The following is a 24,353-nucleotide window of genomic DNA, read 5'->3' as shown; positions in this document are numbered from 1 at the left end:
GGCCGATTGGCCAAGAAGTCCCGTCACTGCCCCACCGGCGCGGGCTGCGGGCGGCGCGAAGCCACCCCGCCAGTGACCAGCCGCGGCCAGCCGTCGGCGGTGTACTCCAGCCGGTCGAGCAGCAGCACGCGGCGCGAGTAGCCCTGGTCGGCGTCGATGGCGTCGAAGGTGGGCTGGCCAGGGTCGATGGCGTGGTAGGCCAGCCAGTCCTGCCCGGCCGCGTCCGTCACCACGCAGTTGTGGCCGGGTGCCCGCCAGTCGGCGTTGCCTTCCAGGATGGTGCCGGGGCCGCCCGTAGCCGTGGCCAGCGTCTCGAAGGGCCCGGTGGCATGGCGCGAGCGGGCCACCAGCACGCCGTAGTGCGCCTCGGGCCCGCAGCAGTTGTCGCCGGAGTAGAAGAGGTAGTACCAGCCGTGGCGCCGCAGCACCCAGCTGCCCTCGAGCAGGCGCTGGTAGTTGGCCGGGTCGTCGTTATCAATGGGAAACAGCAGGTCCAGGGCTTCGCTGCCCGGCTGGAACGACACGCGGTCGGGCGCCAGCTCGCGCACCCGCAGCGGCCCAAAGCCCGAGCCCCAGTACAGCCAGCGGCGGCCGGTGGCCGGGTCGTCGAAGGCCATCGGGTCGATATCGGCGAAGCCCGGCAGGCCGGTTTGCAGCAGCGGCCGGCCGCAATCGACAAACGGGCCGGCGGGGGCCTCGGCCGTAGCCACGGCCAGGCACAGGCCGGGGCCGCTGTCGGGCAGGGCCGAGTAGTAGAGGTAGTAGCGGCCGTTGTGCTGGCTGACGTGCGGGGCCCATATTTTCTGCGAATGCTGCGCCCACACCGGCTTTTCGGGCAGTCCTTCGCCTAGGTAGTCCCACTGCACCAAGTCGCGGGAGCGGGCCACCTGCAGGTTCACGATCAGCCCGCCGGGGCGCTTGGTCTGGGTGCCGTAGGCGTAGTACCAGCCGTCGGGGGCGCGGATGATGGTCGGGTCTGGGAAGTCCGCGTCGAAGACGGGGTTTTGGTAGAAGCCGGGAGCAGCGGTCATGGCAAAGCAGCGGTTGCGGTTGCTGGCTCTACGTAGCCCAGGCGGCGCGGGCTGTGCCGGCCGCTCGCCTCCGCCCCACACGCACGCGTCCCGGCCGGGCAAGCAGCTCAGCCGGGGCGCGTGCGTGTGGGGGCGCCGGCTCAGCTCAGCACCTCCAGCAGGCTGGCCACCTGCTCCTGCGAAACCGGCTGGCCCAGCCCGCTCAGGGACTGGTGCAGCTCGGCCGCCGTGGGGGCCACGGGCAGGGCCAGCCCCGCCTGCAGCGAGGCGACCGGGCGCATAAACCACGTGCTGGCCGGCCCCGGCGCGGGGGCGGTGCTCATCACCCGGAAGCCCTGGTGGCCGCCGTGGTTGTCGGCCGCGCCGTTTACGCTCAGGTAGCAGCCGTTGAAGCCCTGCAACCGCACGAACAGGTCGGCGAAGGTCAGGGTCAGGATTTCGTCGCGGCCCACGCCGGTAATCCAGTCGGCGGAGTGCGGGGCCTGCACCTGCACGTAGTAGTTCCAGTCGTCGCGGACGCTGGCGTAGAGGCGGCGGCCCTGGTAGCCGTCCTTGGGCGTGAGCGTCACGTGCTGCTCGTCGAGCTTGTTGACCACCCACAGAAACGTGGAGCCGTCGTTGGGGTCGCAGTTCAGGGCCGAATACAGCCAGTTGTAGGTGACGCGCAGCCGGCCCTGCTGCGAGAGCGGCAGCAGCTGTACCTCGGCCACCGGGCCGGCCTGGGCGGCCTGCCAGAAAGAAGTTAACATAGTAAAGAAGAATCAAGCGGTGGAACGATGGCCTAGACCGCGGCGGGCTGGGCCGGCTGGCCCATCAGGTTCTGCTGAAAGCCCGCCACTTCCTGCCCAATGCTCTGCCAGGTCAGCAGGGCCATCTGCAGCTGCAGCGAAAGCAGCACGGCCAGGGTCAGGTCGGCCGGGCTGATGGTCAGCTCGTGCAGGTCGTCGGCAATGGCGCTCCAGTCGCCGAGCACGCTGCCGGTAGCCGCTTCCACGGCCTGGACTGCGTGCGCAACGGGCGCCCCCAAGAAGCCCAGCTGGCCGGCGTAGCGCTCCGCCTCGGTGTCCACCTGCCCGTTGACGAGGCGAAACTGGCTAATCTGGGCTTTGAGGCCGTCGAAGGCCTGCTGCAGCGCCGCGGTGCTTTGGCTGAGCCGGCTCAGCGCGGCCTGGGCCTGGGCGCGCACGGCCTCGGGCAGCGGGGCGTTGGGGTCGAGGGCGGCCACGGTGGCGGCGAGCGGCGTGAAGTCCTGCTGGGCCTGCGCAGCATAGGCCGCCAGCTGCCGGCTCTGGGCCACGATGCCCGGAAAAGTGGTCGACTGCCACTGCTGGCACACGGTCACCAGGTCGGGGAAGTGCAGGAGCATCTGCTGGATTTCGGCGGCCATGGGCTGGGCCATCAGCGTGAGGCTGACGCGCTGGTGAATGGCCGCCCATACGCTGGCCGGCACGGTGTAGAGTTCGGCCACGGAGGCACTGGCAATGTTCAAGAGGCTCGGAAGGCTAAGGGTGAAGAAGGATAAAACGAGCGGCCACCGGATGCCAAAGGGCGCCGGAATTCGGGCCTTGCGGCCCGCTTTCCGACGCCCCCCGGCGGTGGAGACCGGTGCTCTTAAGCGGTGGTTTCGGCCACGAGGCCAGCCGGCGCGGCCGGGGCCCGGCGGCCCACCACCGTGCCGATGGCGCTGCCCTCAAACTGCAGCGTGACGCGGCTGACCTGCGAGAGGTCGAGGCCGGCGTTGGCCGGGGCCGGATTCACCTGAATGGTCCACTCGGTGAAGGGCGTGGGCTGGAAGTAGGCGTACTTCACCTCGTTGTCCACGCGGCCGTCCAGTTCCACGTAGCCCAGCGTGCCGTCGGCAAACTGCCAGTCGGGGTTGGGCTGGTGGCCGGCCGGCGCTTCCACGTGGTACTCGAAGGCGCGCTTGAGCGGCCCGCTCGAGAACTGGTAGCCCGTGCCGTCGAGCTGGTCGCGGTAGCTGCCGGAGGTGCGGATGCTCAGGCTGATTTTCTGCCGCTCCGGTGCCTGCGCGCCCTCCAGCCAAGCCCGCACCGCCGTGATGCGTACGCGGTCCAGCCCCAGAAACTCGGCTTCGGCGGCGGGCAGGGCCCAGGTAGCGGGCTGCCGCTGCCGCAGCGCCTCCAGGAAGGCCGCGTCCGTGATGGTCACCTGCTTGTTGGCCATGGCCTCGGGCGCGGGGTTGAAGTGCTCCAGCGCTGCGGCCTGATCCAGGGCCATGGCCGTGAGCGACTGCAGCCCGGTTTCGAGGCTGTTGACGGTATCGACCACCTGCGGACGCACCTGCGAGGGGGCCAGCGCCCAGTAGAAATAGGAGGCGCGGTAGTTCTGCAGCGCCGCCAATAGCGACTCCTTCGAGTCGAGGTAGCGCTGGTAAAACTGCTGCATCACGCCGGCCGTCACCTGCTGGCCCACCTGCAGGGCATCCACGTACGCGTCGAGGCGGTCCTGCTGCTGCGCGGCCAGCTGCTCCTGCAGCAGCACGCGGGCGTACTCCTGCCCGGCCTGCACCGCCGCCAGCTGCGCCGACGACAACGACTGCCCGTAAATCACCAGCACGTCGAGGGCGTCCTGGTAGTCCTGGGCGTAGCCGATGCCTTTCGCAATGGGCTCGGCCAACACCCGGTGCACGTGCAGGCCGAAGATCTGCCAGGCGTCGGAAGCCGAAAGGTCGGCCCCGTCGGTCACCAGATCCATGGCCTGCAGCTGCTTCACCATGCCCTGCGCGCCTTTGATGTCGCCGGCCGCCTTCACGATGGCCGTGGCCAGGGTGTATACCTTCTGCAGGCCTTCCACCAGCTTCTTGAGCGTCTTCATCACCTCGGCCAGGTCCTTGGCCAGCTTGGCGATGGTGGAGGCCGTGGTGGCGGCGGCCGAAACGGACTCGGCCGTGGCCACGGCCGCGCCGGCCGCCGCGGGCGCCGCTTCCTCCTGCCCCACCGCCATCAGGGCAATGGCGCCGGTGAAGACCACCACCGCCCCGACCAGCTCGAACACGGCCGCCACGATGGCTTTCCGCTCGTACTCCGGCAAGCCGATCTGCTCGAAATCGATGCCCACCAGCTTGGCTTTCAGCTCCTGGTCGTTGAAGTTGCGCAGGGCCTTGTCCACGGCGGCCTGCGCGTTCTGGTAGTTGGTGGCTGCCTGCTGCTTGAGGCCCTGCACGTAGGCGCTCTGGTACTGGGCGTTGTCGCGCAGGGCCTTGGCCTGCTCGATGTTTTGGGCCGTCAGCACGCTCTGCGTGTTCAGGGCCATGTAGTCGGCCTCGTACTGCCGGGCCTCGGCCACGAAGGCCTCGGCCAACTGGGTGTACACGGCCGCCGTGAGGTAGGGCACGAAGGCGGCCCCGTTGGCCCGGGCGTTGAGCTGCGAGGTGAGCAGGGTGGCCAGGGAGGCGCTGCGCCAGAACAGGCCCGACAACTCGTCGGCCTCGGCGGCCCAGTTTTTCACCCAGCTCATGATGCCCAGGGCCAGCGGCGGGTTCTGGTCGTAGAGCAGCGAGCCGAACAGGGAGGCGTTGGTCAGGGCCAGCGGCAGGGCCTCGGGCAGTTGCAGGGCAGGCATTCCCTGCGCGTAGGTCAGCGGCTGTAGCTGGGGCTGCCCGTCCGGGCCGGACAGGCTGAGGTGCACCCCCGCCCCCGCCAGCGGCGCCGCCAGCGCGAAGCTGACGGGCTGAGGCTGGCCGGCCGTGACGGCCTGCGCCGTCCAGGTGCCGCTGCTTTCGGCCATGAAGAGCACCAGGCTGGCCGTGCGGCTCTGGCGGTAGTCTAGCACCACGGCGGCCTGCGCGCCGGCTTCCACGCGGCGGGCCTGCACCACCAGGGCCGTGCCGTTGAGCACCCAGGTGAAGTGGTCGGGCACGGTCAGCACGTCGGCGTACAGCGTTACCACGGGCGGCACGGGGCCGGCGGCGCTGAGCTGGCTTTGCACCGCCTGCAGATCGAGGTACATGCCCCGGAAGGTGGCGCTGGCGGGCGTGATGCGGGCGTCGGTGGCGTGGGGCACGCGGCCCTGCACCTCCAGGGTGGTGTAAAGCGCCGCCCAATCGGCGGCGCTTTGGGGTAGTTGCGGATTGCTTGCCATGGTCGTGCAGCGGCCTTAAGCGGTGGCTTCGGCGGGCTGGGCGGCCACCGTAGCCGGAGCTTGGGTTTTGCCGTCCACGGTGATGTAGGCGTTCTTGCGGTAGGTATCGGCTTCGTCGGCCACGTCCTTCCAGGCCTGAATGGCCTCGGCAATGCCCAGGTTCATGATGATGGGCAGCGCCTTGCGGATGTCCGCGTCGATCAGCGCCACGATGCCCTGCAGGTCGTCCTTGATGGCGCCCCACAGGCCCTGGATTTTCTGAATCACCGGCAGGGCCTCCGCCAGCTCCTGGCCAATGGCGCTCATGCCGATTTCGGCGTTGTGAATGGCAATCATCAGGTTGGCATCGGCCGCCACCTGATCCGTCATGGTCTTGATCTTGGCCTGCGTGGCGTGCATCAGGTCCAGGGCATCGGTGGCGCGCTTGCCGTACACGCCCGCCACCACGGCGGCGGCGATGGTGCCCGCCGGAAACACCCAGGCGTAGGTGGGCGAAGTGGCCGCCACGATGACGTCGTGGTTGTACTCGTCGGTGGCGCTTTTCAGGATGGCCTGCTGATCGGCTATCTGCTTGGTGAGCTGCTGCACCTCAGTGCTGGTGCTGCCGTATTTGTCGTTGTATTTCTTCACCAGGCCGCTGTTGCCATCGGGCCCCAACAGGGTGGTTTTGTCGGCCGCGGTCTGGTTGGCGAAGTCCTGAATCTGCTTGTACACGCGCGCGGCGTTGTCGGCGTAGGTCTGGGCCTGCTGCGTGAGGTTGTCCAGGATGCCTTTGAGCGCCTTCAGGGCCGCCGCGTTGTCCGGATCATCGATCAGGATGTCGGCTTCCTTCTGGATAGCGCCGTAGTACAGCGGCGCCTTGCGGCTGCCGTAGGCGCTGACGTCGCTGGCCAGGCTCACGCTGGCCGGGTAGGTTTCGTTTTGCCAGGTCGTGCAGTGGGCGTTAATGCCCTTGTAGCAGTCGATCAGCGACTGAAAATCGGATAAGTCACTCGGTGCGCCGGCCCCCAGCGACTTGCGGAAGGCGTCCGGGGTGATGGGCAGTGCCAGCGCATCGGTCACATAGGTCTGGATAGCCAACCACTCGGTTGTGGAAAGAGCGAATTTGGGGCCGCCCGGGGTGCCGGGGCTGGCCAGTGCGCCGGGGGCGAGGGTGGGTGTGGAATCGGCTGACATGTTGTAGAGGATTTTAATGATGGATTGAATGGAAACCTGAGCCAATCTTACCACCTCCCCCAGCCGCATTACAGGAAGAACCTGACTCCGCTGTGACTATGACTTTTGAGGCGCGGCATAGCAGTCCTCACGTTCACAGGGCAAACCCCTCTATATATATGAAAACGCATCTACTTACATGACAAGCAAATACCTATAAAATTCCCAATTAAAGAATCGCCAAGTACTATTACACCTTCCGTAGATACCATTTAGACACGGTGATACTGGACAAAAAACCCCGATTTTGTCTGCTGTTTCCCCCTACCTATCTCATAGCTTTCGAGTTACGCGCCGGGTCCGGCGTGTTGATGCCGCAGCCATACGTAAGCCGAGGCCACGTCGTCGAACGAGGCCACGACGGGGCGCTGGATAAACCGGATGGCGTTTTCGGTGGCCTGCCGGGCCTCGAAGTTGCGCGGGTACACCCAGGCCACGTACTGCAGGCCGGCGTGCATCATCTCGCCGAGCCACCACCGGCTCCAGGGCGTGAGCTGCATGGTTTGCCGCGTCACGCTGGAGTTGTCGTTGAGAATCTTGCGGCAGGGGTGCCGGCGTAGCGCCTCCAGCATCAGCAGGCAGCACGCCTGCGACGATGCCTGGTCGTGTTCCCCACGCCAATCGGTGTACAGCCACTCGTTGGCCGCGTCGTATCCGATGGCCAGCCCGGGCGTATCCACGAAAAACTGTAGCGGCATGGTGGTGGCGGAAGAAGTCCCGAAAACGCGAACTACCCCATTACGCAGTCGGGCGTACGCAGGATTTACTGGCGCGGTGCCGCGTGGCCTTGCTCGGTCAGGCCAGTCCGACCATTCGCGGGCCGGGCGCGTATCTTTCCCACCTTACTTTTCTCCTCATTGCTATTTATGGAAGGCCTGGCCAAAATCGAAGATCTGGGAAAGCCGCGCGTCGTTATCGTGGGCGGCGGCTTCGGCGGGCTGGAGCTGGCCAAGGCGCTGCGCCACGCGCCGGTGCAGGTGGTGCTCATCGACAAGCAGAACTACCACACGTTTCAACCGCTGCTCTACCAGGTGGCCACCGCCAGCCTGGAGGCCGACACGGTGGTGTCGCCGTTCCGCAAAATCCTCGACGAGCAGCCCAACTTCTATTTTCGCCTAGCCGAGGTGCAGTGCATCGACGCCGCGCGGCAGGTGGTGGAAACGTCCATCGGGCTGGTGCGCTACGACTATTTGGTCATTGCCACCGGGGCCACCACCAACTACTTCGGCGACGCGGAGATGGAGCGCAACGCCATTGCCATGAAAAGCGTGGAGGATGCCATCGAGCTGCGCAACACGGTGCTGTCGAACTTCGAGAAGGCCCTGCAGCTCGGCGACGAGGAACAACTCAACAGCCTGCTCGACTTCGTCATCGTGGGCGGCGGGCCCACGGGCGTAGAAATTGCGGGGGCGCTGAGCGAGCTGCGCAAGCACGTCTTCCCTAAGGATTACCGCGAAATCGACTTCAAGCAAATGGACATCCACTTGATTCAGAGCGGCAACGCGCTGCTCAAGGGCATGTCGGCCGACGCCTCGCGCAAATCCCTAGAGTACCTGGAGCGGTTTGGCGTGCAGGTGCACCTCGACAAGCGCGTGAAATCCTACGACGGTTATACCGTCACGCTCACCACCGGCGAGCAGCTCATTACGCGCACGCTGATCTGGGCCGCCGGCGTGGCCGGGGCGCCGGTGCGGGGCCTTGCGCCGGAGTGCCTGCGCAAGGGCGGGCGCTACGCCGTCGACGCCCACAACCGCGTGCAGGGCTACCCGAACATCTTTGCCATCGGCGACATCGCGGCCATGGTATCGGCGGAGTACCCCGACGGTCACCCCATGATGGCCCAGCCCGCCATTCAGCAAGGGCAGCTGCTGGCCCGCAACCTGGAGCGGCTGCTGGCCGGCCAGCCCCTGGAGGCCTTCCGCTACCACGACCAGGGCTCCATGGCCACCATCGGCCGCAACCACGCCGTGGCCGACCTCAAGCTGGCCGGCCGCGAGCTACGCTCCCAGGGCTTTCTGGCCTGGCTGATCTGGATGTTTGTTCACCTTGTGTCGCTAGTAAGCTTCCGCAACCGCCTCTTCGTGCTCCTGAACTGGATCTGGAGCTATTTCACCTTCGACAAAGGCCGGCGCTACATCATCGGCCGCGTGCGGGAACCGGTGCCGGTGGAAGCCACCGCCGAAAAAGCCATTGTGTAGCTCCAACGGCAAGTCCCCCAATACCCAGCGCGCCCCGGCCACCACGTGACCGGGGCGCGCTGCTCATGGACCACGCAGCCGGCCGCGCTTAACGGTTGCTGCCGCGCTTCAGGTCGAAGGTGCCGTTGCTGATGGTCACGGTGCTCTGTTTCATTCCGTTCTGCATGTCGGTGTAAGTGCCCGTGCCCTCGAAAGTGCCCACCACCCGGCTGCCGTAGCGCGTGATGGTGACGGTACCCTTGTCGATGGGCAGGTCGCCGATGCCGCCTTCGCCGGTGCGCATCACCACGCCGCCGCTGATGGGGTAGGTGCCGGGCTTGTCGGCCGGGGCTGAGGGCACGCGCAGCAGCACGCCGGTAGGCTTTTCATTGACGGCATCGAGCTGAGTGCCCATGTCGCGCTGCGCACTCCAGAAACCGATGGCGGCGCCGGGCCGCTGCGGGTCGGTGGGGTGTGCCACGGCCACGCGCAGGTTGCTGAAGGGGCCACCGTTTAGCGTAAAGGCATACGCCTCCGCGTTGATGGGCGCAATGTTCTCCGGAGCGTCAGCGGGCGCCGGGGCATCCGCGGCGGCGGGCTTGGGCACCTCAGCTGCCGCAGCCGCCACCGCGTCGGGAGCAGGTGCTTCGGGGGTGTGCGTGTCGTTTTGCTCTTTGGCCGAGCAGGCGGCCAGGCCCAGCAGGCTGGCAAGCAGAAAAGTGCGTGGCTGATGCATGCGCAGAAGAAAGAAGTGTCCCGCCGGCCGGGGCAGTTGCCGGTTTTCGCTCACAGGCGATTCCGCCGCAAGGTAGAACGGCCCCGCTATGTGGCGCATCACATCATTGGGGGAAACGTGAGCAGCGCCGGGCTTACATGCCCGCCACTTTTTTGCTGCGCCTCGGCCACCAGCGCCCCAAGCAATGATGCTTAGACCATCCATTTATTTTACTTATTCAAATATTTATTTGCACATAATTATTATTAAAAGCATATTTAACCCATCCTAAATACTATAACGGCTTCCACCATGCGCCACCTCTGCACTGCCAGCCTTTTCGCGGGACTTCTCCTTTCTATGTCTGCGGCCACTGCCCAGTCCACTGCGGCTCCTGGTCAGGCCGCTGCTCCCACGCCCCCCGCCGCACCACAGGTCATTCATGGCCAGGTCCTCAATGAAGAGGGGCAGCCGCTCCCTGGAGCTACCGTTCTGCTTAAGGGCACCAAACGGGTTTACAGCACCAATGCCGAAGGGCTGTATTCGTTTAGCTCGATGCTGCCCGCGCAGCCGGTACAGGTGAGCATGATCGGCTATGCCGACGCGGAACTGGCGGTACGTTGCGGGGCAGCCAATGCCGTGACGCTGCAACTGCTGCCCGGTACGCGCATCAAGCACGGCGGCCGAAACAATGGTAAGTTGCTGGCGGTGGGTCGCAAAGAGGAATAAGCGCTTTGCCGCCGCTACGGCTTGTCAGAAACTAATGTCTTGTGGTGACAGCCTCAAGGGTATCAGGGCCGTGGCTTCTGCGGTATACCGCTGGTATGCCGGGCCGCTTGTGGCTGCACGCCATCCAGCCCTGAGGCCACTCAGTAGCGCCGTTGCGCGGGTCCGCATCAGCCGTTCCTATTGCGCTGCTCTTCCATAAACCGCTACACCTGGCAAGGTCAGCCGTCGAAACAGCGGAGCGGTGGCAGAGTGGTATCGGCCGTTCTGCGGGGAGAAGGGGTAAGCGAGGTAAGCCAGCAGCGCGCGGCTACCCAGCCGCAGAGTGCTGGCAATGCGGAATGCCCTCCATTATCCAGCATAAGTGCGTACGCTGGCGGCCGGCCACCAGGCTACTGCCGTACACTGCCGGCTCCCAGCAACGCAAAGCAGCTTACCTGCAATTGATCGATCAAGCAGCGCAACTGACTGCGCCCAGCGTCGCATCAGCACTCATACTTTCGGCCGACACCTAATCGGCAACTTCGGGAGAAGGCAGAATCGCCATAGCACCAGTGGGAAAAACCCGCTTCCAAGCAAGTCCCTGCCCTTAACAGCTTTGGCCCTCCTGGACGACGCTTCGCGGCATTGAGGCGCTGCCGGGGTTGAGGGCCAACCTCGGGTGGTTTACACTTACATTGAGCCCCCGCCAACTATAACTTATCCCGTAAAATATATTGCAAATCATTTATATATAAAGGATATTGCCGGCACTGCGCCCCACCAAAGTTTGCCGCTTTGGATCCTCTTTTTTGCACACCTATTGTTACTGCCGTTCTCAACTGTATGACTGTACACTTGGCCAACACCTATGCCCGCCTCCGAAAGCTCGATTTTGGTAGCAGCGCCTCCCTCCCTATACCGCCAGGGCCTGCTCACTACCTTACACGACGCTTGGCCTGATCTAGCCTGCACCGTTACGCCCGACGCGCACGCGCTGCCGGCCCTCATTCGTCGGCACCTGTTTGCCCTGGTCATCCTCGACAGCGCGCTGGCGGGCCCACCACTCCCCCAAGTGGTAGCCCAGTTGTACCGAATCCGTAGCCAACAGACAGTACTGATTCTGACCGGACGTCGCCTTTCAAGCCTCCACCGCCGGGATCTGCAACGCGGCGGCACCCCGCTGCTGCTGCCCCACCACGCGACGCCCCACGAAGTAATTACGACCGTGCAACCCTGGCTGCGTGGCGATACGAACAGCCACCTGGCCACGACGGTACCGGTTGCGCCGTCGCGGCAGGCTCCTTGCACCCCCTTCAGCCGCCGCGAGTTAGACGTACTGCGCTTGGTAGTAGGCGATTATTGCAACCAGGAAATTGCCAATCAACTGTGTCTGAGCGTGCGCACCGTGGAAAGTCACCGCCGGGCGCTGCTGCAAAAAGCCGGCGCACGCACACTGGTAGGCTTGGTGGTGCAGGCCGTGCGCGAAGGCTGGGTAATGGCCTAACACCCGCTACCTGTGTGCATGCCCGACAGCCCAAACTGGATTGCCGACCACCCTATCGCAGCAAGGCTAACGATAAGCCACCGATAGGGTTGCTGGTAAGCCAATTGTTGCCAAACGGCCAACCCGCCCGGCGCGCTGGCGTGCCTTATTATAATTCAATATCCCACTGTGAAACCGGGTTGGCGCTTACTGGTTTTTGTGCTATTGCCCCGTCACTATCTCGCCGTTACGCGCGCAAAAAAAGCCGCCGCGTACCCATTAATGGCAGCTACGAAAAATTGCTGCTATATTAGCCAACGCCTGTTGCTGCGAGTTGTCCAATTTTCTTCTCCCCAACCCCAGAATCCATTTGATCCAGCAGCCGGCTCGGCGCCCTTCGCCCATCTTGTATACAGCTATGAAACGCTTTCTTCTCCTGCCCCTGGTTTCGCTGCTGTCCCTCGCGACGCAGGCCCAGCAGCTACCTGCCCGGCCCGATACGACCCGGAGCGTCGCACCGGCTACCGAGCCCGCCGCGCTTGAGTGCACCACGCTTACGGGCCGCGTGAGCGATAAATTTGATTACCCGCTGACCGGTGCCACCGTCATGTTGCGCGGCCGGGGGTCTGGCTTTAGCACCGACGCGTTTAGTACCAACGCAGAGGGGCGCTACCTGGTCACGTCGAAGAAGCCAATTCCGCGCGACGCGGTCCTGCAGATCACCGCCGCCGGCTACACCAGCCTCGAACAGCCGCTGGCCAACTGCAAGCCTTTGGACGTGACGCTGGAACCGCTCCCCGGCACCAAGTTTAAATCGGACGGACGAATTAAGAAAACCAGTAATACGGGCAAAATCCGCTGAACTGTGCTGCTGGGCAGGTGGCGACGAACTCATCAGGCGCAGCGGAACGGGCCACCCGGCCGACACCTTACGGTAGGCTTACTTCGCCACTACTTTGATCAACGACCCGGCGTTGACCTGCTCGTTGAGCTGCATGCCGTTGAGGATAGCCATTTCTTCCAGCCGGGCCTCGGGTACGCCGTTGCTGCGCAGGGCCTGGGCGAGGTTGCTGCGCAGCTTCAGCGTTTTGATGCGCACCCGCTCCGGCTGCCGGTTGAGCTTGTCGGGGTCGGAAAGCGGGCGGAAGCCCTGGGCGGTGCTGGTAAACTGCGGGGCGTAGGCCGCAAAGTCCTGGGGGCTGCTGGCGCCCAGCAGCACGTAGTTGGCGTTGCCGTAGCGAATGAGGTGCAGCAGGGTGCGCGCCGACACCTGGGCGGCCTGCTGCTGGGGTGCGCCTTCCTGCTGCTGGGCCACCTGATCGGCTACCACGGCCAGGGCCGGCAGCCCGTTGATGGTGGTGCTGTTCGACTCGACCACGCGCAACTGGTACTGCTGCACGAGCTGCTGCGCGGCCGCCTCCAGCGTTTCGCCCGGGGCCAGGGTCAGCATCAGCAGCGCTTTGCCGTCCTGCGGGGCCATCTGCACCTGCTGCGGGGTGTTCTGGTACTTCCAGCCCTGCGGCACCGGAAACTGAAACTTCAGCTCGGGGTGGTAAAACACGCTGTTTTCCACGAAGCCCTGCTTGGGGTCGTCGCCGTACACGATGCCGTCGATCAGGCGCAGGTAGGCGTCGCGGTTGACCTGCAGACTGGTCGAAGCCGGGCTTTTCTGTTGCCACTCCGTGGCCAGCTGGTGCACCGTGTTGTACCGGTCGCCGGGGTCGGGGTGGGTGGAGAGGAAGGGCGGCAGGGCCTCGCCGCCGGCTTGCTGCTGCTCGCGCTGCAGCGTCTGGAAGAAGTCGGCCATCTGGTGGGCATCGTAACCGATTTTGGTGGAATACTCCACGCCCAACTGGTCCGCCTCCCGCTCGTCGTCACGCCCGAACTTCAGGAAAAGCAGGCTCAGGCCCTGCTGCGCCTGCTCGGCGTACTGCCCGAGGCGCGGCGAGGCAATGGCCCCCGCAATCAGCCCTACCTGCGCCAGCGTGGCCTTGGTTTGCTGCTGGGCCGAGTGCCGGGCCGTCACGTGGCCGATTTCGTGGCCAAGCACGCCGGCAAACTGCGCTTCGTTGTTGAAGTGCGCCATGATGCCGCGGGTGAGGTATACGTAGCCGCCCGGAATGGCAAAGGCGTTGATGACCGGCGAATCGACCACCTTGAACTCGTACTGCAGCCCCGGCCGGTGCGACACGGCGCCCATTTGCCGGCCTTTTTCCTGCACGAAGCGCTGCAGGGCGGCATTTTCATACAGCCCGTACTGGGCCACAATCTGCGGGTCGGCTTCCTTGCCCAGGGCCACCTCCTGCCCTTCCGACATCAGACTAACTTCTTTTTTGCCGCTGACGGGGTTGGTGGAGCAGGAGTTCAGCAGCAACAGGAGCGCCGCGCCGGCGGTTGTCATTCGAAAGGTTTGCATGGGAGAGGAAGGAGTGCGGTGGGAGAAAGTAGCCTGCGGCCGGCTGGTGTTGCAACGCGGCCCCGGCGTCGAGGTTGCATGCTGACACTTCCCATCGACACCGCCTCCCTGTTCAGCAGCGCCCGCGCCGCCTGGGGCCGTCCTGCTCAGCATCCCCGACTGCTGTCCGCACAACTGCCCGTACAGCCAGTCGAGTCGGCGCCGCTGCGGCCTAGCCTCGCTGGGCCCGGAAGTTTTCCCGGCTGGGCTGCCACGCGGGCTCGGCGGGCAGACGCAGAATTTGTCCTTCGAAGCGACGGATGCCGTAATCCTGGCCGCTTTGCTCGCGAAAACACTGGGCCATGCGCACCCGGAAGTCGTCATCAACCCAGAACAGTCGGCGGTCGAAGGCACGGTGCAGGTTGGGGCACAGGGCCACTCCGTTGCTGATGCGGTCGTCGTAGCTCACTGCCCAGGGCACGATGTGACAGGCATCAAGCAAAGGATTGGGGGCGCCTTGGGTGCTCACCAGCCGCAGCCCCGACACGGCGCAGGTGAAGTCGTAGGCTTCCAGCACCACGCGCTTGAACACCCCGCTGCGAATGGCCACCTGCAGCTCGTCGGCGGGCGCTTGCCGGATCTGGTAGAGCGCAGCCGGCTCAGCCAGTATGTGCTGGCGCAGGGCCAGCACCTCGGCGGCCCCGGCGCGGGGTTGGTAGCGAAAGCGCGTCTGCGGGAAGTAGCGCCCGAGCAGGGCCTGGCGCAGCTCCTCCCGCGCCCCGGTTTCCTGCAGCAGTGCCCACAGCGGCTCGTCGAGGTAGGCGTACTCGACGGTGTCGCGCAGGCTGCGGAAGCTTTTGACCGAGCGCGAGGCCGTCAGCAGCACTTCCAGCCCCGGCAGGGTGCGCAGGTGCCAGAACCCGTCGCCCGAGAGGTGGTAGAAGGGCAGGGAAAAGTCGTTGGCCCGAAACAGCGCCGAGGTGCTCAGGTCGCGGCAGAGGCTGCGGAAGGCGGCCAGCAGCTCCGGGGTGATGTAGATGCGGTTGTCCTGGATGCTGCCGTCTTCGATGCCGTCGAGCACGGCCAGCAGCAGGGCGGGCTTGTACGGGGCCTCGCCGTGCTGACGGCTCGTGGCCACGCGCAGGTGGGTGAAGCGGTGGAGGTAGGACTTGGAAGCGGTGGACACAGCAGCTTTGATGTAGCGGCGGCTAAAGTAGAATTGGAAAAAGAAATGCCCCGGCCGATACCAGCCGAGGCATTTCTTTTTCTAAAATCAAACAATCCTTAGTTCAAGCTCCGGTAGCGCACCCGCTTGGGCTCTACATCTCCGAGGCGCTTCTTCTTGGCCTCTTCGTAATCCGAGAAGTTGCCCTCGAACCACACCACCTGCGAGTCGCCCTCGAAGGCGAGGATGTGGGTGGCCAGGCGGTCGAGGAACCACCGGTCGTGGCTGATGATGACGGCGCAACCGGCGAAGTTTTCCAACGCGTCTTAACGGGCCAGCAGATCAAACAAGGGCTGGTTGATATAGTAGTTCGATACCCCCAATTTTTGCTTTTGCAGCAAGCCATCGGCTGCCAGTTGGTTTAAATAGCCAGCGGCCGTGATACGGCTTACGCCCAGCTCTTGCTGCACAAACTCAATGCGGGTGTAGGGGTGGCGAAAAAGGTTGTTGAGCAAGTCCTGGCTGTAAAAGCGGTAGTTGCGCAGCTGTTGCTTGGTGCGCTGCATCAACTCCCGCATTTCCCCGATCAGCGTAATGGTTTCGCGGGCCGTTTGCGCTACGCCGTCGAGCATGTATAGCAGCCACGGTTCCCAGTTATCCGTGTCGCGTACTTGTTGCAGATGCCGGTAATAATCGGCTTTGTGGCGTATGAGGTACCGGCTCAAGTACAGCACCGGAATATCCAGCAAACCTTTCAGCACCAGGTACAGGATGTTGAGAATACGGCCCGTACGACCGTTACCGTCATAAAACGGGTGGATGCTTTCGAACTGAAAGTGCAGCACCGCCATCTTCACCAAGGGGTCGGCGTCGCTGAGCGTGTCATCGTTCAGATAGGCTTCCAGATTGCCCATCAGCCGCATAATCTCGGCCGAATCCTGTGGGGGCATATACACCACCTCACCCAACTGATTTTTGAGCGTTGTTCCCGGCAAGCGGCGGTAGCCCGCATTATTCTGTTCCAGTTCTCCCTGAATATGCGCCACATGATTTACGCTCAAAAAGCCGTACCGCTGCACTAGGCCGAAGCCCAGCCGCAACGCCGCTGCGTAGTTGCTCACCTCTTTCGCCGCCTGCGACTTTATGCCCTCCGTCTGCAACGCAGCCTTGAATAGCTCGTCGTGAGTGGTAATGATGTTTTCGACGGCCGAGCTGTCTTTGGCCTCCTGCAACGGTAATGTGTTCAGCAAAATCCCCTCGTTTGGGATGGTCTTGGATACCCCCTTCAGCTCCGCCAAGGCCGCACGGGCCTCTGCCAGCTTCTTCAAAACGGTTTTGGTTTCTATCTCGGTAGCGGGCGGCAAATCTGAGGGTTGCCACAAAGAAACAGCCATGGACTTTGGTATGGTCGGAAAAGAAATGCGGCATCTGATAAGCAAAACCAACATCTCTTATCAGATGCCGCAATATATGTAAAGGAAATGGCCGTTTGCTTTACATAAGCCCGAGGACGTGTATAGAACATGTCTGTTTGCTATACATTGGCCACTAAACCAAACGCGCCGCTGGAAGCCATTCCAGCGGCGCGTTTCTGCCAAAGGCGATGTAATCCTTAGCTCAAGCTCCGGTAGCGCACCCGCTTGGGCTCTACATCTCCGAGGCGCTTCTTCTTGGCCTCTTCGTAATCCGAGAAGTTGCCCTCGAACCACACCACCTGCGAGTCGCCCTCGAAGGCGAGGATGTGGGTGGCCAGGCGGTCGAGGAACCACCGGTCGTGGCTGATGATGACGGCGCAACCGGCGAAGTTTTCCAGCGCGTCTTCCAGGGCGCGAATGGCGTTAACGTCGAGGTCGTTGGTTGGTTCGTCGAGCAGCAGCAGGTTGGCGCCCTGCTTGAGGGTGGTGGCCAGGTGCACGCGGTTCCGCTCCCCCCCCGAGAGCGAGCCGACTTTCTTTTCCTGGTCGCCGCCGCGGAAGTTGAAGTTGCTCACGTAGGCGCGCGAGTTCACCTGCCGGCCAGCCAGCAGCATGGTTTCGGTGCCGCCCGAAATGGTTTCAAACACCGACTTGTTGGGGTCCAGCGTGTCGTGCTGCTGGTCCACGTAGGCCGTCTGCACGGTGGGGCCCACCACGAAGGTGCCCCCGTCGGGCTCCATTTGCCCGGTGATGAGGCGGAACAGGGTGGTTTTGCCGGCGCCGTTCGGGCCGATGATGCCCACGATGCCGCCCTGCGGCAGGTTAAACGAGAGGTTCTCGAACAGCAGCTTGTCGCCGAAGGCCTTGGTCAGCCCCTCGGCTTCGATAACCTGGGCCCCCAGGCGCGGGCCGTCGGGGATGAACAGCTCCAGCTTCTGCTCCTTCTCGCGGGCATCGGCCGTCACCATCTTGTCGTAGCCGGCGAGGCGGGCCTTGCTCTTGGCCTGGCGCGCCTTCGGGGCCATGCGCACCCATTCCAGCTCGCGCTGCAGCGTTTTCTGGCGCTTGCTCTCGGTTTTCTCTTCCTGGGCGAGGCGGTTGGCCTTCTGTTCCAGCCACGAGGAGTAGTTGCCCTTCCACGGAATACCCTCACCGCGGTCCAGTTCCAGAATCCAGCCGGCCACGTTGTCGAGGAAGTACCGGTCGTGGGTCACGGCAATGACGGTGCCCTTGTACTGCTGCAGGTGCTGCTCCAGCCACAGCACCGACTCGGCGTCCAGGTGGTTGGTGGGTTCGTCGAGCAGCAGCACGTCCGGCTCCTGCAGCAAGAGGCGGCACAGAGCCACGCGTCGCTTCTCCCCGCCGGAGAGGTTGCCTACGATGGCATCGGCCGGGGGCGTACGCAGCGCGTCCATGGCGCGTTCCAGCTTCGAGTCCAGGTTCCAGGCGTCGAGCTGGTCGAGGCGCTCTTGCACCACGCCCTGGCGCTCCAGCAGCTTGTCGAAGTCGGGGTCTTCGCCGCCGAAGGCTTCGTTGATTTCCTCGAATTCCTTGAGCAGGGCTACGGTTTCGGCGGTGCCTTCCTGCACCACTTCCAGCACCGTCTTGGTGGGGTCGAGCTGGGGCTCCTGCTCCAGGTAGCCCACCGTGTAGCCCGGCGACCATACCACGTCGCCCTGGATCTGCTTGTCGACGCCAGCAATGACCTTCAGCAGCGAGGACTTACCCGAGCCGTTGAGGCCGAGTACGCCGATTTTGGCGCCGTAGAAAAACGAGAGGTAGATGTTCTTGAGAACCTGTTTCTGGGGCGGGTAAACCTTGCTTACCCCCGCCATGGAGAAAATGATGGTGGGCTGGTCGCTCATGCAGAAAAGCTGGTGAATAAGTCGGGAATTGCGGGCCGTCGGGTCGGGCGCCGCCGGGAGCATTTCCACCGCACCACAACGCGGTAGAGATGCCCCGGCAGGGCTCGGCACAACGGTCTTCGGCCACGGGCGGCCGCTGTTGTTTAGCCGGGCACGCCGTTCACACAAAGCTACGCCGCGGGCAGCACAGAAAGCCACCCCGTCGAATTTACTTGCGTCGTATCCGATATATAATGCAACTTCCGGCTGCGTATGCCAACTCGCTTCGCCCGGCGGGGCGTCCTTGTCTTACCCTCAACCCCACGCACTCCGCTGCGTACCGTCAAGTCATTACGAAACCCGTAAACTTGCACGTTTTCGTTTTCCGCCACCCACCACCCCGCACCTATCCAGGAGGTTATTATCCGTATGGAACAGCAAAACCAGCTGCTCACCCAGGCCCGCCAGTTTGGCTACATTGAGGGCGACCAGGTTTGGCTTCGGCCGTTCATGGAGCTGCCGGCCCGCCAGGTTGGCCAAGTGAAAGACACCGAGGAGGCCGCGCTGATCTATTTTGCGCAGCGTTTTGAAAGCTTCCGGGGCAAGGTGGAAGACCTGCTGGCCCGCATCGACGAGTCCGAGAACAAGGGCTCGTTCCTGATGAAGGCCCTGCACCTGAAGGAGCAGATCGGCTCCTACGACGGCCTGGGCGACTTCAGCGCCCTGCACGACCGCCTCACCGAGGCCGAGGAGCAAATCCGCACCCTGGTGGCCCGCAACCGCGAGAAGAACCTCGCAACCAAAGTCAAAATCATCGAGGAAGCCGAGGCGCTGCACACCAGCGTCGACTGGCAGGCCGGGGCCGAGGTGCTCAAGGACCTGCGCCAGGCCTGGATCAAGACCGGGCCCGTCAACAAAGAGCTGACCGACGAGATGGAAACGCGCTTCCAGGCGGCCGTCGAAGACTTCTACACCCGCAAGAAAGCGTTCCAGGCCGATAAAAAGGCCATGACGAACCGCGCGTTCGAAAAGTACAAGTCACTTATCCACAAGTCGGAAGCGCTGCAGAACTCCGAGGACTGGGAAGGCGTCACGGCCCAGCTCAAGCAGCTGCAGCAGGAGTGGAAGGAAGTGGGCGGCTCGCTGCCGCGCAAAACCGCCAACGACCTGTGGACGCGCTTCCGCGCCGCCCACAACCGCTTCTTCGACCGCCTCAAGGAGCACATCAGCTCCAAGCGCAGCGAGGCCAAGGACCACTACATGGACGACAACCTCACCCGCAAGCGCGACCTGGTGAAGGAAGCCGAAGCCCTGGTGGAAAAGCCCATGCACGAGGCCGTGACCCGCGCCAAGGAGCTGCAAACGGCCTGGAAAAAGGTGGGCCCGGTGCGCGGCCCCGAGTCGGACCGCGTGTGGGAGCAGTTTCTCTCCGCCTGCGACCGGGTGTTCGAGCTCAGCTCCCTGGAGCACTACATCCGCAAGCGCCAGCCGCAGGAAGGGCCCAAGCCCCCGGCGGCCGAGCAGTACGCGCAGCGCGTGGCCGCGCTCAAGGAGTTCATCAAGTACGACCGGCAGGAACAGCTGGTGCTCGAAGAAAACCTGGGCAAGCTGAACGACTCGCCCGGCAACGAGGCTTTCCGCAGCATGCTGCAGAGCAAGATTCGCGCGTTTGAGCGGAAAATTCGCACCAAAAACGACCTCATCGAGTTCCTGCGCGTGCGCTACGAGCAGTAGGCCAACATTTCAGGGCGTTTTGCGTTGTCTCGCCAAACGCCCGCACCTGACGCCTTGTCTTATGGACGCCCGGCGGCCGGATTTTTGCTAGCGGCTCATCCGCTACTCATACTTCTCAACACTCCCCCTTTTACGCACAACCTGACTATGTACTGGACTCTGGAACTTGCCTCGTACCTGGAAGATGCTCCCTGGCCGGCCACCAAAGACGAGCTGATTGACTACTCCATCCGTTCGGGCGCCCCGATGGAGGTGGTAGAAAATCTGCAGGCCCTCGAAGACGACGGCCAGCCCTACGAGAGCATTGAGGAAGTTTGGCCGGACTACCCGACCAAGGAAGACTTCATGTTCAACGAGGACGAGTATTAGTTGACTACTGATTGTTGCTGTTCAACGGCAACCTACAGGCCATTGAACGAACAACAATCAGCCATCAACAACCAACCACTACCTGCGCTCTGCGCGGAAAATCTGGTTGCGGGGTATGCGCCACGGGTGCTGCTCCGCAACCTTTTTTTGTCCATTCCCCAAAGCAGCTTCGTGGCCATCGTGGGCCACAACGGCGCCGGCAAAACCACCCTCTTCCGGGTGCTGACGGGCCAGCTGCCCTTCGGGGGCGACGTGCAGCTGCTGGGCCGCGACCTGCGCACGGTGCGCCGCCCGGCCGTGGAGGGGCTGCTGGCGCACCTGCCGCAGCGCAACGTGGTCACGTTTCCGATTACGGTGCGCGAGCTGGTGGTGATGGGCCGGTTTCGGCAGCACCGCGGACTGCTGGCCGGCTACACGCCCGCCGACTACGCCCTGGCCGACGAAGCCCTGCAGGAAGTAGGCGCCGCGCATCTGGCGCACCGCGACTTTACCCTGCTCTCCGGCGGCGAGCAGCAGCTCGTGTGGCTGGCCCAGCTGCTGCTGCAGGACGCGGCGCTCTGGCTGCTCGACGAGCCCACCCAGCAGCTCGACGTGTATTACCGCCGCCGCGTGTTTGCCCTGCTCCAGCGCTGGGGCCAGGCGCGGCACAAAACCATCCTCTGCATCACCCACGACCTGGAACAGCTGCCGCACCTGCCCGGCTACCTGCTGAACATGTCGGCTCCGGCGCCGCAGCTGCAACCGCTCAGCCCCGAAACCGTGGAAGCGGCCCGCACCTGGCTGGAAGACGAGGCGAGCCTGGTGAACAATGAACAATGAACAATGAACAATGAACAATGAACAATGAACAATGAACAATGAGGCTACGCCCACCTGCTGGCGCAGTTACACCCATTACTCATTGCTCATTATTAATTGTTAATTACTCATTGCCTTCTCCCCGGCCGTCCGGCCAGCTCGTGCAGGATGGAGCGCAGAAATGGCCACGGCGTCACCGAGTTCATCACGCGCAGGTTTTCGGGCCAGCTGGTGCGCTCGTCCAGAAAATCCAGGATGCGCTCAGGCGGGTTACGCTGAAACAGCTCGGCGAAAATCCCGCCGGTTTGCTCGCCCCGCCGTTGCATAATATCCAGTAGCAAGGTATCGAACCACCGGAATTGCCACTGGTCGCCGGTCAGGTCAGCGGGCGGCGCCCCGGCAGCCGCCAGGCTTTGGGTGAGCCGGGCAGCGTGCTGCTGCATCCGTTGAAACGCGTAGCCGGTGCTGCCTTTCACGCGCCCGCCGCGGGTGCCCAGATTCACGATGTGCGCCCCATCGCGCGGCGCGAAGGCCTGGTCCGTCATCGGAATGGCGCCCTGCTCCGTCTCGGCAATGCGGTAAGGACGTCCGCCCAGGGCCGCGTGCAGGTACTCGCGCAGCGCGGCTTCGTACTCCGCCTGGGGCAGCAACGTCGCCGAAAAGAGCGTGTATTCCACCAACGCCCGGCGCGGCGTGAAGGGCAGCACGTACACGAAACGGCACTCCTGGTGCTGCGGCACATTGAAATCCATGAATACGGGCGTAGCCGCATCAAAGGCGTCGAAGTCGGTTTCCACCTCCCAGCCCACGAAGTGCTGCCAGAGGTAGCGCCGCCCGGGCTGCGGCGTCAGCTGCGGCGGCCGGCTGTCGAAGGCGTAGCGGCCCTCGAACGTGCCCGCCGCCGTGTGGGCGACGACTCCCGCCGCGGTATTTTCGAGGTGCTCCACGCGGGCCGACACGCGCACAAACTGCTCGGGGCGGGCGGCCAGGGCAGCCTGCACAAAGCGGTAAAAATCCAGGCCGCGTAGCGTGCAGTAGCGGTGGCGCTTCAGCGGCAGCACGGCCGCAAACTGCGGACTGCGGAAGATCAGCTGCCGCCACTCGGCCGCCAGCACCGCGTCGTAGGGCGTGGGCGCGTCGGTCCAGAACGACCAGGTGCGGTCGTTACGGTTTTTCGGCTCCGGGTCCAGCAGCAGCACGCGCTTGCCGGCCAGCCGGGGCTCCTGGCTGATGTGGTAGGCCAGGCTCAGGCCCGCCGCGCCGCCGCCGGCCAGCAGGTAATCGTATTCGGGGGGCATCACGAGCACAAAAGAACGCCGGCCGCCCGAATGTTTGGGCTACCGGTGCCGGCAAAGCAGGCGGAGCTGCCGATCAGCGCAGGCTGCGGCCGCTGGCCGCGTGGTCGAAGGCCCCGGCCAGGTCGCGCACGGCGTCGCGCACGTCCAGGTCCTGGGAGGCGCTGAAGTGCTGGCGGCCCGGCAGGATGTTGACGTGCGCGTGCATGCGCTCCAGCCACAGCTTCTCGTTCTGCTGGTAGCCGGAGGTGTACGGGTCGTCGTCGGAGAGCATTACCACAAGCTTATCGGCCGGAATGGCTTGCCGGGCGCCCTCGAAATCTACCGGCGCGTTCATCCAGTTCAGAATGTCCTGCCAGGGGTTATCGATGAGAAACCAGCCCGCCACGCACAGCACGCCCCCTACCTGCACCCCGGGCGCCTGCCGGTGAATGGCCGCCAGGTGATTCAGAATAGCTAGGCAGCCGACGCTGTGGCCCACCAGGTAGGTTTCCTGCCGCTGCAGCCGCTCGGCCGGCAGCATTTTGGCCAGGTAGGCGGCTGCGTTGCTGATTTTGGGCACTTCCCAGGAGGGCATATCCAGGGGCTGCACCTCGTAGCGGAAGTGGTCTTCCTCGGCTGCTTCCTCCAGCTGCTTTTTCAGCCAGGGGTACCAGTCGCTGCAGCTGCTGCCACCCCAGCGGGGCACCACGTAAACGTATTTAACGGGAATCATAGCGGCTGATTATCGGTCCACGGGAGGCCGCTGCGTGTACCGGGCAGCGGCTGATTAGGGGCTAGTATAACCATCAAGCTGCCGGAAAACCACTATATCTTATAGATTCCCAAAATGGTTCTATGTCCCAAAACAGGCAAGCCCCCGGTTGCGCACCGGGGGCTTGCCTGTTTTGCCTGATCGAACCGCTTAGAAGTTCGGCGAGAGCAGGTACTTGTGGTAGAAATCGTCGATGATTTTCACGGCTTCGGCCGCGTCGTCCACGATCTGCACCAGCTGCATGTCTTCGGCCGAGATATTGTGCTCTTCGTGCAGCATCACTTCCTCGATCCACTGGAACAGGCCTTTCCAGTACGCCGAGCCCACCAGCACGATGGGGAAGCGCCCGATTTTGCGGGTCTGAATCAGGGTAATGGCTTCGAACAGCTCGTCGAGGGTGCCGAAGCCGCCGGGCATGCCCACGAAGGCCTGCGCGTACTTCACGAACATCACCTTGCGCACGAAGAAGTAATCGAAGTTGATAACCTTGTCCGGGTCGATGTAGATGTTGTGCGTCTGCTCGAAGGGCAGCTCGATGTTGAGGCCCACCGACTTGCCGCCTTCGGCGCGGGCGCCTTTGTTACCGGCTTCCATGATGCCGGGGCCGCCGCCCGTGATAACGCCGTAGCCGTGGCGCACCAGCTTGGCCGCAATTTCCTCGGCCATCTGGTAGTACGGGTTGTCGGGCTTAGTGCGGGCCGAGCCGAAGATGGACACGCACGGGCCGATCTTGGAGAGCTTTTCGAAGCCTTCCACGAACTCGGCCATCACCTTGAAAATCTGCCAGCTGTCGGCAATCTTAATCTCGTTCCAGTCCTTGTCGACGAAGTGCTTGCGAATGCGCTGCTCGTCCTCCAGGTGCGTGGTTCGTTCGCCGTGGGTTTGCTCGCGCAGGTCGCTGATGGTCGTGACCTTGTTATCGTTCACGTCGGGCTGCACGATGGTCTGGCCGCTGCCGGCGTTGTGGGCTTCTTCCTGAAGCTTGGTTTTGCTGCTTTTTTTCAGTTTGGTCATAGCCACGCTGAGGTAATGTACCGGACCGCCTTCTTCTTGGGCTGATGCAACCGCACAGGTTCGGGCGCGGCGGACCGGGGAGTGAAAAAATGGGAATGTAGAGGGGCCAAAAGAAAGGCCGTTCACGCCTACGCGGCGGA

General features: G+C 63.8%; 21 protein-coding genes and 1 pseudogene. 7 read left to right on the top strand and 15 right to left on the bottom strand.

The genetic code is table 11. The annotated features are described in order from the left end of the window. Positions 1-23: 23 nt before the first annotated feature. The 6 genes from ACYVKQ_RS16795 to ACYVKQ_RS16770 all read right to left on the bottom strand — a co-directional run bounded on the left by ACYVKQ_RS16795 (position 24) and on the right by ACYVKQ_RS16770 (position 7,045). Positions 24-1,031 carry a glycoside hydrolase family 43 protein gene (locus tag ACYVKQ_RS16795; protein WP_460676505.1) on the bottom strand — a complete coding sequence of 336 codons (1,008 nt, stop codon included), beginning with the start codon at positions 1,029-1,031 and terminating at the stop codon, positions 24-26. 140 nt (positions 1,032-1,171) lie between these two features. Next, the gene (locus ACYVKQ_RS16790; protein ID WP_460676504.1) at positions 1,172-1,780 is read right to left on the bottom strand and encodes a hypothetical protein; all 609 of its coding nucleotides are present in this window, start codon (positions 1,778-1,780) and stop codon (positions 1,172-1,174) included. Positions 1,781-1,812: 32 nt separating this feature from the next. Next, positions 1,813-2,520 (bottom strand): hypothetical protein, encoded by a 708-nt coding sequence (locus ACYVKQ_RS16785; protein WP_460676503.1) that lies wholly within the window; start codon positions 2,518-2,520, stop codon positions 1,813-1,815. A 122-nt stretch (positions 2,521-2,642) separates the two neighbouring features. Beyond that, entirely contained in the window at positions 2,643-5,132 is a 2,490-nt protein-coding gene (locus ACYVKQ_RS16780; protein WP_460676502.1) for a hypothetical protein, read from the bottom strand. Between the two features lie 15 nt (positions 5,133-5,147). Further along, on the bottom strand, positions 5,148-6,308 hold the full coding sequence (locus ACYVKQ_RS16775) for an alpha-xenorhabdolysin family binary toxin subunit A (RefSeq protein WP_460676501.1): 1,161 nt from the start codon (positions 6,306-6,308) through the stop codon (positions 5,148-5,150). A 326-nt stretch (positions 6,309-6,634) separates the two neighbouring features. Further along, positions 6,635-7,045, bottom strand: coding sequence for a hypothetical protein (locus ACYVKQ_RS16770; protein ID WP_460676500.1), 411 nt, complete (start codon positions 7,043-7,045; stop codon positions 6,635-6,637). A gap of 168 nt (positions 7,046-7,213) precedes the next feature. Here ACYVKQ_RS16770 and ACYVKQ_RS16765 point away from each other — a divergent pair, with 168 nt between their 5' ends. Then, on the top strand, positions 7,214-8,545 hold the full coding sequence (locus ACYVKQ_RS16765) for an NAD(P)/FAD-dependent oxidoreductase (protein ID WP_460676499.1): 1,332 nt from the start codon (positions 7,214-7,216) through the stop codon (positions 8,543-8,545). An 88-nt stretch (positions 8,546-8,633) separates the two neighbouring features. On the opposite strand, the gene ACYVKQ_RS16760 is transcribed toward ACYVKQ_RS16765, so the two are convergent. Next, complete coding sequence (locus ACYVKQ_RS16760) at positions 8,634-9,260, bottom strand: hypothetical protein (RefSeq protein ID WP_460676498.1); 627 nt, start codon at positions 9,258-9,260, stop codon at positions 8,634-8,636. Positions 9,261-9,551: 291 nt separating this feature from the next. Between ACYVKQ_RS16760 and ACYVKQ_RS16755 the strand changes: the two genes are divergently transcribed. The 3 genes from ACYVKQ_RS16755 (at position 9,552) to ACYVKQ_RS16745 (ending at position 12,292) form a co-directional block, all read left to right on the top strand. After that, positions 9,552-9,968, top strand: coding sequence for a carboxypeptidase-like regulatory domain-containing protein (locus ACYVKQ_RS16755; RefSeq protein ID WP_460676497.1), 417 nt, complete (start codon positions 9,552-9,554; stop codon positions 9,966-9,968). 847 nt (positions 9,969-10,815) lie between these two features. Continuing rightward, positions 10,816-11,451 carry a helix-turn-helix transcriptional regulator gene (locus ACYVKQ_RS16750; RefSeq protein ID WP_460676496.1) on the top strand — a complete coding sequence of 212 codons (636 nt, stop codon included), beginning with the start codon at positions 10,816-10,818 and terminating at the stop codon, positions 11,449-11,451. A 397-nt stretch (positions 11,452-11,848) separates the two neighbouring features. Further along, a complete protein-coding gene (locus tag ACYVKQ_RS16745) occupies positions 11,849-12,292 on the top strand; it encodes a carboxypeptidase-like regulatory domain-containing protein (RefSeq protein WP_460676495.1) in 444 nt (147 codons plus the stop codon). Between the two features lie 78 nt (positions 12,293-12,370). Here the strand turns inward: ACYVKQ_RS16745 and ACYVKQ_RS16740 are convergent, their stop codons facing one another. From ACYVKQ_RS16740 to ettA, 5 genes and pseudogenes are all read right to left on the bottom strand, one after another. Continuing rightward, complete coding sequence (locus tag ACYVKQ_RS16740; RefSeq protein ID WP_460676494.1) at positions 12,371-13,846, bottom strand: M48 family metalloprotease; 1,476 nt, start codon at positions 13,844-13,846, stop codon at positions 12,371-12,373. Positions 13,847-14,057: 211 nt separating this feature from the next. Beyond that, positions 14,058-15,011 carry an HNH endonuclease gene (locus ACYVKQ_RS16735; protein ID WP_460676493.1) on the bottom strand — a complete coding sequence of 318 codons (954 nt, stop codon included), beginning with the start codon at positions 15,009-15,011 and terminating at the stop codon, positions 14,058-14,060. Positions 15,012-15,109: 98 nt separating this feature from the next. Then, positions 15,110-15,316, bottom strand: a pseudogene (locus ACYVKQ_RS16730) (energy-dependent translational throttle protein EttA); the annotation flags it as partial. Then, the gene (locus ACYVKQ_RS16725; protein WP_460676492.1) at positions 15,317-16,384 is read right to left on the bottom strand and encodes a Fic family protein; all 1,068 of its coding nucleotides are present in this window, start codon (positions 16,382-16,384) and stop codon (positions 15,317-15,319) included. It lies immediately after the preceding pseudogene. Between the two features lie 218 nt (positions 16,385-16,602). Further along, the gene (gene ettA / locus ACYVKQ_RS16720) at positions 16,603-18,270 is read right to left on the bottom strand and encodes an energy-dependent translational throttle protein EttA (RefSeq protein WP_460676491.1); all 1,668 of its coding nucleotides are present in this window, start codon (positions 18,268-18,270) and stop codon (positions 16,603-16,605) included. Positions 18,271-18,678: 408 nt separating this feature from the next. Here ettA and ACYVKQ_RS16715 point away from each other — a divergent pair, with 408 nt between their 5' ends. The 3 genes from ACYVKQ_RS16715 (at position 18,679) to ACYVKQ_RS16705 (ending at position 21,171) form a co-directional block, all read left to right on the top strand. Then, positions 18,679-19,983, top strand: a complete 1,305-nt coding sequence (locus tag ACYVKQ_RS16715; protein ID WP_460676490.1) for a DUF349 domain-containing protein — start codon at positions 18,679-18,681, stop codon at positions 19,981-19,983. Positions 19,984-20,130: 147 nt separating this feature from the next. Next, positions 20,131-20,352, top strand: a complete 222-nt coding sequence (locus ACYVKQ_RS16710) for a DUF2795 domain-containing protein (RefSeq protein ID WP_022821757.1) — start codon at positions 20,131-20,133, stop codon at positions 20,350-20,352. A 126-nt stretch (positions 20,353-20,478) separates the two neighbouring features. Then, positions 20,479-21,171 (top strand): ABC transporter ATP-binding protein, encoded by a 693-nt coding sequence (locus tag ACYVKQ_RS16705; protein WP_460676489.1) that lies wholly within the window; start codon positions 20,479-20,481, stop codon positions 21,169-21,171. Between the two features lie 107 nt (positions 21,172-21,278). Here the strand turns inward: ACYVKQ_RS16705 and ACYVKQ_RS16700 are convergent, their stop codons facing one another. The 3 genes from ACYVKQ_RS16700 to ACYVKQ_RS16690 form a co-directional block, all read right to left on the bottom strand. Further along, complete coding sequence (locus tag ACYVKQ_RS16700; RefSeq protein ID WP_460676913.1) at positions 21,279-22,448, bottom strand: lycopene cyclase family protein; 1,170 nt, start codon at positions 22,446-22,448, stop codon at positions 21,279-21,281. A 73-nt stretch (positions 22,449-22,521) separates the two neighbouring features. Further along, positions 22,522-23,160, bottom strand: coding sequence for an alpha/beta hydrolase (locus tag ACYVKQ_RS16695; protein ID WP_460676488.1), 639 nt, complete (start codon positions 23,158-23,160; stop codon positions 22,522-22,524). Between the two features lie 189 nt (positions 23,161-23,349). Next, the gene (locus ACYVKQ_RS16690; RefSeq protein WP_460676487.1) at positions 23,350-24,213 is read right to left on the bottom strand and encodes an LOG family protein; all 864 of its coding nucleotides are present in this window, start codon (positions 24,211-24,213) and stop codon (positions 23,350-23,352) included. Positions 24,214-24,353 lie beyond the last annotated feature (140 nt).

This window comes from Hymenobacter coalescens, assembly GCF_054783195.1.
The sequence above is the reverse complement of the archived record's forward strand: the minus strand, read 5'-3'. Positions and strand labels throughout refer to the sequence as shown.